The organism is Deltaproteobacteria bacterium HGW-Deltaproteobacteria-6, from assembly GCA_002840435.1.
In the GTDB taxonomy this organism is placed as follows: domain Bacteria; phylum Desulfobacterota; class Syntrophia; order Syntrophales; family Smithellaceae; genus UBA8904.
Window position 1 is genome coordinate 1 of record PHAT01000015.1, and the last position, 8,768, is coordinate 8,768.

An 8,768-nucleotide genomic window follows, 5' to 3' on the forward strand; every position below is an offset into this window, starting at 1 on the left:
AAGACGGCAATTGTCCGGGAGGTTGAGCTGTAGACGCCGGAAGCAATACGGCAACCTCGATGGTATGCTCCTGATGATCGTCAGCCATAACGATTTCCGAACCGGACACGACCAAACCGTCCAGGATAAGCCCCGGCTGATCCGTTTCTGAATCATGCTGGCGGATAGCAATATGATAAAGTGTTTCCCCATACCGGTAATGAATCTTGCTTTCCTTCCAATCAGCCGGCAGGCATGGAGAAAAACTGATTTTGCCGTTTTGAATCGTCAGGCCCAGCAGGGATTCCACAATCAAGCGGTACATCCAGGCGGCGGAACCGGAAAGCCATGTCCATCCACCGCGCCCGACATGCGGCGATAAAGCATAGACATCTGACGCAACAACATAAGGCTCAACTTTATAGACATTGACCTCTTCCGGAGATCCGGCATGATTGATCGGGTTGATGATGTCCATTACGTCCCAGGCGCGCGCCCGGTCACCCAGCGCTGCGAAAGCCATGGCCGCCCAGATTGCCGCATGCGTATACTGCCCGCCGTTTTCTCTCACGCCCGGCACATAACCTTTAATGTAGCCCGGTTCCATTTCTGATTTGTCAAATGGCGGATCAAGCAGCTGAACCAGTTTTTTATCCCGATTCACAAGCATATTATCAACCGCGTCCATGGCCTGGCGAACTCTTTTTGCGTCTCCGGCACCGGACAGAACAGACCAGCTTTGAGAAATCGAATCAATGCGGCATTCTGTGTTGGTGGATGATCCCAAGAGTGAACCATCGTCGAAATAAGCGCGGAGGTACCAGCTGCCGTCCCAGCCATTCTGTTCGATGCTGTTCCGTATTTGCGCCGCTTCTTTTTTGCACAAATCGGCAAACGGAGCATCACCCTGCAGACGGGCAATCCCGGCGAACTTGATGAGGACATGGTACAGAAAAAACCCCATCCAGATGCTTTCGCCCCTGCCCTTTTCCCCGACTTTATTCATGCCGTCATTCCAGTCGCCCGTACCCATCAGGGGCAGGCCATGACTGCCGAATCTTAGGCCTCTCCGAATGGCCCGCATGCAGTGATCATACAAGCTGCTGTTTTCATCCGACACCCCCGGCTGATCATAATAGGCATCCTCTTCCTCGCGGACCATCCGCCCCTCAAGGAAGCCGACGCTTTCATGTAAAACCGCTGCATCGCCCGTGCAGTCAATATAGCGGGCTACCGTCAAAGGAAGCCACAGGAAGTCATCAGAGCATTGCGTGCGCACGCCCCGGCCTGTAGGCGGATGCCACCAGTGCTGAACATCCCCTTCCGGAAATTGACGGCCGGCACATAAAAGCAGGTGCTGGCGAGCAAGTGCCGGCTGGGCATAAACAAGTGCCATGACGTCCTGCAACTGGTCGCGGAAACCGAAGGCTCCGCCAGACTGATAATAACCATTGCGCGCCCACAGCCGGCAGGACAGGGTCTGATACAGAAGCCAGCCATTTGTCAAAATATCGAGAGAAGGATCGGGCGTTTCTATCTGTATCGTGCCCAGCGTTTTCTGCCAATAGCGCCGCACGGTTTCCAGTTCATTTTTTGCGACCGCCGATCCTCGTAAGCTGCGCACTGTGTTGCTGGAATCGTCGGCACCCCGTCTCCCGGTAACGCCCAGCCGGAAAATAACTTCACGTTCCTGTTTGTTATTTAATCCAAAGGTCACCTGAATGGCGCCGCAGGGGTCCAGTCCTGCGCCGACCTTGCCTGACAGGTGTGAACGCGTCATCGCCGCCGGCCCCGATAGTTCTCGATTGCGTCCGATAAATTCGTTACGGTCTGCGGTAATTGTCCGCGTTGGATCATCCACGTCAAAGAAAACCACGCGATTGGCAAAGTCCGTGTTGTATTGATTTCTGGCAAAAAGCGCCCCGCTGCCCGCGTCCACTTCTGTTGTGACATGCATCATTGTTTTCGACCGCAAATCACCCAGTACCCATTCCAGGTAACCGGTCACAGACAGTGCGCGATTACGGCCTGATTCATTGCGAACCTTTAAAACCATGAATTTGACGGGCGCGCTGATCGACACATAAATCCACAGCTCCGAGTGGATGCCATCTTCCATGTGCGTAAAAACACTATACCCGAAACCATGCCGGCAGACATAAGGCGTCATACCGCGACTCGGAAGCGGCGTGGGAGACCAGACATGTCCCGTTTCTTCATCCCGAATGTAAAACGATTCGCCGCTTCCATCGCTGACCGGATCATTGTTCCACGGCGTGAGGCGGTATTCGTGGGCGTTTTCACTCCAGGTGGAGGCGGATCCGCTCTCGGAAATAATTGATCCGAAGTGAGGGTTCGCGATCACGTTGACCCAGGGCAGCGGTGTTTTGTTCCCCTGTCCCGTAGTGATCACATATTCACGTCCGTCCGGGGTAAATCCCCCGAGACTGTTAGTAAAAATTAACCCGGGATAAGATAACGCATCTTCGTCTTTGCATTTCGCGCCCTGACTTCTGACCGGCTTCAGGGGCGGCACGGATATCGCCTCGATTTTACGGCGGTTGAGCTGTTCCTCCAGCGTCCCCATGTCGTCCCTGATGATCACACGGGCAACCGTCTGCATGAGAATACGGTCTTCGTTGGATATCTGGTCGCCCGATCTGACAAAGATGCCGCCCGGTTTATCCGCCATCCTGGTTTCCATGCTGGTGGCAATCAATCCCACAATCTGATCGTGAAGCGATTGCCGGTAAATGGCATTGTCTTCATTCCAAATGACCAGATCCACCGCCAGACCTTTTAACCGCCAGTAGGCATGAGCCTGCTGGAGCTGGCGGGCCAGTTCAATATTGGCATGATCGCCGATCTGGAGCAGCACAATGGGCAAATCGCCAGAAATGGCATAGCCCCATAAGCCGGATTGCCCACGATGGTTTTTAATGATGATCTTCGGATCAGTGCGCAGGGAGGCATCTGCATAAACCACGGAACCGGCCAGACGTCCATAGAGCTGAGCGTCGGTCGGGGTCGCATTGATTTGTCGAAGCGTAACCTGGCTGTGGGTCCAGGCCAGATTGAAGACGCGGTCGGCCAACCGGCGGTCGCGGTATTTCTCAACCAAACCCAGCGCTTTGGCACGGGTTTCGGCCATGCCGGAAACAATATCCAGCGTAACCGATTCTCCCGGGACAAGCCTGATCAGGCGTCGTATCGAAACAACGGGATCCAGAACGGAGCCCTCCGTGCCCGACAGCGCTTCCTGCCCGTCCGCCAACTGCTCCATGGCTTGAGGATTGGATAGATTGTTGCCGCGGCCGACAAACTTCAAACGGTCCGTTTCATAAGACACCTCTCCGCTGTCTTTCCCGTGCAATGCCATTAAATGAAAGTTCCAATGGGTGGGCTCACCTTTGGAGCGGGGTCTTCGCGTGCAGAGGATCGCTTGGTAATTCGGAATAATTTCGGTCTGAACAAAAAGATTGCTGAATGCCGGATGAATTTCATCGGCGGCCTGCTGGGCGATCACAATTTCCGCGTAACTTGTCACATCCAGTTCGCGGCGTTTTCTGGAACGATTGGTGATGCGGATGCGTCTCAGCTCGATATCATCTTCCGGTGAAACGGCAATCTGGGTGTATGTGTTGATATCGTCATCACGCCTGCGAAACTCGACTTTTGAATCGGAGAAAATAGCCTCGTACCGGTCCGGCTGCTTCAGCGTGGGCTGATAGGCATTGGACCAGTATTCCCCTGTTGCAATATCGCGTATATAGCAGAACATGCCCCAGGGATCGCGTGTGGTGTCTTCCCGCCAGCGCGTCACGGCCAGATCCTTCCAGCGGCTGTATCCGCCGCCGGCCTGAGTCACCATCACATGGTATCTGCCGTTAGACAGCAATTGCACCTCCGGCAGCGGCGTATCGGGAGTTTTATAGATACGTGCCGGAATTTTCTGGGGGCCGGACGATTTCCGGATGTTAATACCCCCGGCAATCTGCTTGTAGAAGGAAACGGTTTTGGGAATGCGTTCCTGCAGTAAAAGCGCCGCCGACTGGAACATCGGTTCGGATTCGAAGCGTTTCTGCATCGGACAATTCAGCAGGAGATGGGCCATGGCCAACAAACTCATCCCCTGATGATGCGCCATGAACGATCGGACGGCAACGTTTGTCTGACCGCTTTGCAAACGCGAAGCTGTGTAATCCAGTGCTTCATAAAAGCCGTATGCCCCCATCATACCTTTTGCGTCAAGCCGCTGGAGATTTTCGCAGGCTTCCCGGGGTGCAATCATCAACGCCAGGGCTGACGCATAGGGCGCCACCACCAGATCGTCAGCCAGCCCCCGCTTGAGCCCCAGGCCGGGAACGCCGAAGGCACGGTACTGGTAATTCAGATGAACATCGATGTTGTTATAGCCGGATTCCGAAATGCCCCACGGAATACCCCTTTTTTCGCCATAAACGATCTGGCTTTTTACCGCCGCCTTATAGGTTTGATCCAGCAGTGTATTTTCATAATTCGGCATGACCAGAAGCGGCATCAGGTACTCAAACATCGATCCGTCCCAGGCCAGCAAAACCGGCTCGCCTCCCGGATTCGTAAGCATGCGCCCCAGGGCAAACCAGTTTTCTTTCGGCAGCTGCCCCTGTGCGATGGCGACAAAGCTGCAAAATCTGGCTTCGGATGCGAGCAGATCATAATAGCTTGTATCTCGGCGGCGATCGCCGACACTATACCCGATCGTCAGCAATTGACGCCCTTTATCATAGAGGAAGCTGTAATCCATATCGGCAAATTCCCCGGATTTTTTAATCAGGTTATTGATAAGGGTCAGTCTTTCCCGCGCGCGGACGCTTCCTTCCGAAACCAGCCCGGAGAAGGCGGCGAACCACGTCCGCTCCTTGTCATCATCGTCAGGCCCTATTTTCTCTTCAAAAGCGGAAAGCCATCTGGCAGGCAGTTCTATTGTTTCCTGCAATGTGGGAATACCGATTTCTTCTATAATACGGCCGGCCCTGTCCGAAGGGATATCCAGCGTCACCCAGGGGCACAGCGTAATCAATTCGTCTGCAGCATCCCGGCATTGGCTGACGAGGGCCCGCGCCCACCGGTAAGCCTGGTTTTGCGGATCGCCCGCAAAGATTGAGGCAAGATCCGATGCTGATTTTGCAAGCCCGTCCAGAAGTCGCCACCATTCATTCGCCGTCATTTGCAGAAAACTGACGGGATTTTCCAGCTGGTTTTTAAATCCGTACAGTGCTTTTTTTGGCATATTTTCGGCGGCGTCTTGAAAAACGTTGCAGGTGTCGGTAATGCCCGTAAGCAAACCGTCCCCCAATATTTTCTTTTCGGAAAGTTCCTGGAGCCCCCTTTTCAATATCAGAAGATAACCGCACAGATTCCCGCTGTCCACCGTTGATATGTAATGCGGCGGCAGGATCTTGAGGGTTTGCGTATCATACCAGTTGAAGAAGTGGCCCCGGAAACGATCCAATTTTTCCATTGTATCCAGCGTATTGGCGGTGCGCCTGATGAATTCACCCGGTGTAATATAATTAAAATCACTGGCAGACAGATTCGCCAGCAAAGACAGGCCTATATTCGTCGGTGACGTGCGGTGCGCAATCACAGCGCCCGGATGCTCCTGATAGTTGTCCGGAGGAAGCCAGTTGTCTCCCGCTGCAACAAACGTTTCGAAAAACGCCCAGGTTCGACGGGCCGCTTTTCTCAAAAAGATAATCTGTTCGTCTTTCAGCGTGATTGCTTCTTTGACTGCAGGCCGGCTGACCCACCACGTAATCGCAGGCGAAAGAAACCACGAAATGAGTATGGGGAAGGCGGCGCAAATGGCACCGGGCCTCGCCGACCAAATCAGATAAGCAAACACCGCCGTGGACAGCAAAGGGGATATCCACATGGTCCGGCAGGATTCGGAAAGTCCATTTTTAGTATGATGAATCTGATTATGGAAGGGATTCCATTCCAGCAGCCGTTTGTGCGAAATCAACATCCGCCAGAGGGTACGCACAATTGCATCCAGGTTGTAAAAAGCTTCGTACGGCAGACAGACGATTGTAAACGCAATCTGTAAAAGGTGCCTTCTGGACTGACGTAGCACATAGATCATGTGGTCGCGCAGGAGCACGTCTCCCGGCTTGCGAAAGAGATCCAGGGTGAAGGCGCTTGCAGAGGGAATGAACAAAATGCCCGCCACCAAAAGCATCCAGAGCCAGGCTTGCGGAAGTATTGTCCAGCCGGCAATCAACATGACTGTCAGCGCGGCGGGGACGAGGCTGCGGCGAAGGTTGTCGAATATTTTCCACTGGGAGAGTTTCGAAATTGCATTGACCTGATACGCACCGCCCAGAACAGGGACCCTTGATCTAATCCAGCCGGCAATTTGCCAGTCCCCTCGAATCCAGCGGTGCCTGCGTCTCACATCCACCTGATATGAGGCCGGATATTCTTCAAATAATTCCACGTCGGAAATAAGACCGCTACGCGCATGACAACCCTCGATCAGGTCATGACTCAGTATCCGGTTTTCGGGAAGACGGCTGTTCAGCGCCTTTTCAAACGCGTCGACATCATAGATGCCCTTGCCGACATAGGATCCTTCACCGAAAATGTCCTGATAGACATCAGAGACCATGCGCGTGTAAGGGTCAATCCCCGTCTGGTCTCCCCATAATCGCGAATACCTGGTCTGTCTTGCACCGGACAAACTCTCCGTCAGGCGCGGCTGAAGGATGCCATAGCCTTCGCAGACAATATTTTTTTCTTCATCAAAATAGGGATGGTTCAGCGGGTGGGCCATCGTCCCGATAAATTTTTCTGCGGCATCGCGAGGCAACTGCGTGTCCGTATCCAGAGTAATGACATACTTCACATTGGATAATAATTCCGTAGCCCCCACAATCTTTGAAAACCGATCTCTCGCGCCGCCCCGCAGAAAAGCATTCAGATCGGCCAGTTTACCGCGTTTACGCTCATAGCCCATCCATAGTCCTTCTTCTGGATTCCAGAGACGCGGACGATGAAAAAGGTAAAAGGATCCTCCCTTGACGCCTCTGTACTTCTCGTGGAGTTCCTTGATCCCCTTCTCAGCCACGAGTAAAATCTCGTCATCTTCAGGCATTTTTTCGCGGGGGGCGTCACAAAAATCCGTAAGCAGACCGAAGTGCAGGTTGTTCGCCCGATTCGTCAGGAATCGAATCTCCAACGCTTCGAGCAAATCTTCCGCACTCTGAACATCACTCAGCATCGTGGGAATGACCACCAACGTGCCGGCTTCCGGTGGTATTTCCAGAGAAAAATCCATGCGCGGCAGAGGCTGCGGGCGCATAAACAAAGTGACCAGCCAATTGGTCAGTGATACGCCCAGTGCACTTGCACCCAGAGCCAGAATTACCGCAGCCGGCAGCAGGATCCCGTCTGGCAGCCCGCTCGCCTCAACCATAATCAGCAGGTATCCCGTCAGCAACAGGGTGATCAGGACAATGCTTCCCATATAGAGCAGCAAGGGAACCCTGCCAACCGCCCTTCTGATTATTTCAGATAAAGGAAGGCGCATCAGCGCTCTTTTTTCAAGTTCAGGCAATCCTTTGTCAAGCAGATAATAACCGACATGTGTCATCCGCTCGTCGCTGCCTTTTCCGGCCACGGCTTCCCGGGTCAGTTCAATGGCCAGGGAAGCAACATCCTTTTCGAGCAGCAAAGAGTTTTTTGCAATTTTTTCCACAATATGGCGGTAATGATCGCGTGTGGCAAAATCCATGCGGATATAGACATCGCTGGGATCTTCGCGCAGTACTTTTTCGACCACACTCATGGTCTCGACAAATTCACGCCAGTCCATCGTTGTCAGAAACCGGAGAGAACCGATGCTGTTGCTGACTGAGGCCTGATCGGCCGCCAGCTGCTGATTTCCAGACTGAATCATCTGTTCTATTGTTAAATGCGATTCGGAAAGCCGCTGTTCGATCCAGCTCAGCGGTAGTGCCAGCGCCGGACTCTTGCCCTGCAGGCGACGCACAAATTCCGCGACAAAAGACGTTAAAAGCGGCGGATCGGACCGGGCCATGTCCGCGATCGTAAGGACGAGGCTTTTGGGATCTCTTGCCGCCACATCAACCATCTGATCCGCCCAGTAATTGGCGCGGGCCCGGTCGGCAACATCCGCCATGATACGCGTTCCGATGCGACGGAGATTTTCAATCAGCGCCAGGCGCAGCATGATCGGAATGGCCCACAGTTCACCCAGTTTCAAACAGGAAACAGACTGGTAGGCGGTAACAAAACTGACAAGATTTTCCAGATCCACCCTGCCGTCGCCATGAGAAATGATTTCCTGCGCGATGTCATAAACCCTGGGCAGTCCGGCGGAAGGTCCGGACGCCAGCCAGGGCAGCCCGCGGCTGAATCCGCGGGACAGGTGACGCTTGGTGGTATGAACATTTTCTTCAATTAAATAAAAGTTATCAAGAAGCCATTCCTCCGCCGGCGCGATGGGATTGTTTTCCTTGACTACGGCGGTCAGCTGCCGGATTGTTTCAATCAGAACTTCTTCATTTTCATGAAGCCGCCCCAGAAGCTTCTCGGCCGCTTTTTTACTGGTTAACTGGTGGAGGCCTGCCAGATTTTTGCCATGCTGCTTCATCTGGTCAGAATTGAATAACTCCGACCTGAGGGGCAACTCATCCCGGGTATATTTTTTCCTGTGCTTCCTTTTCGAAAGGAGCTTTTTCAGCAACAAACCCGTATCGGCTGCTGTCTTGTAAATCAGGTTC

Annotated in this window: 1 protein-coding gene; it reads right to left on the minus strand. The window is 53.4% G+C overall.

Annotation, left to right across the window (positions count from 1 at the left end; genetic code table 11):
- On the minus strand, nt 1–8,638 hold an 8,638-nt coding region (locus CVU71_18235), incomplete at its 3' end, for a cyclic beta 1-2 glucan synthetase (GenBank protein ID PKN16926.1).
- Nucleotides 8,639–8,768 lie beyond the last annotated feature (130 nt).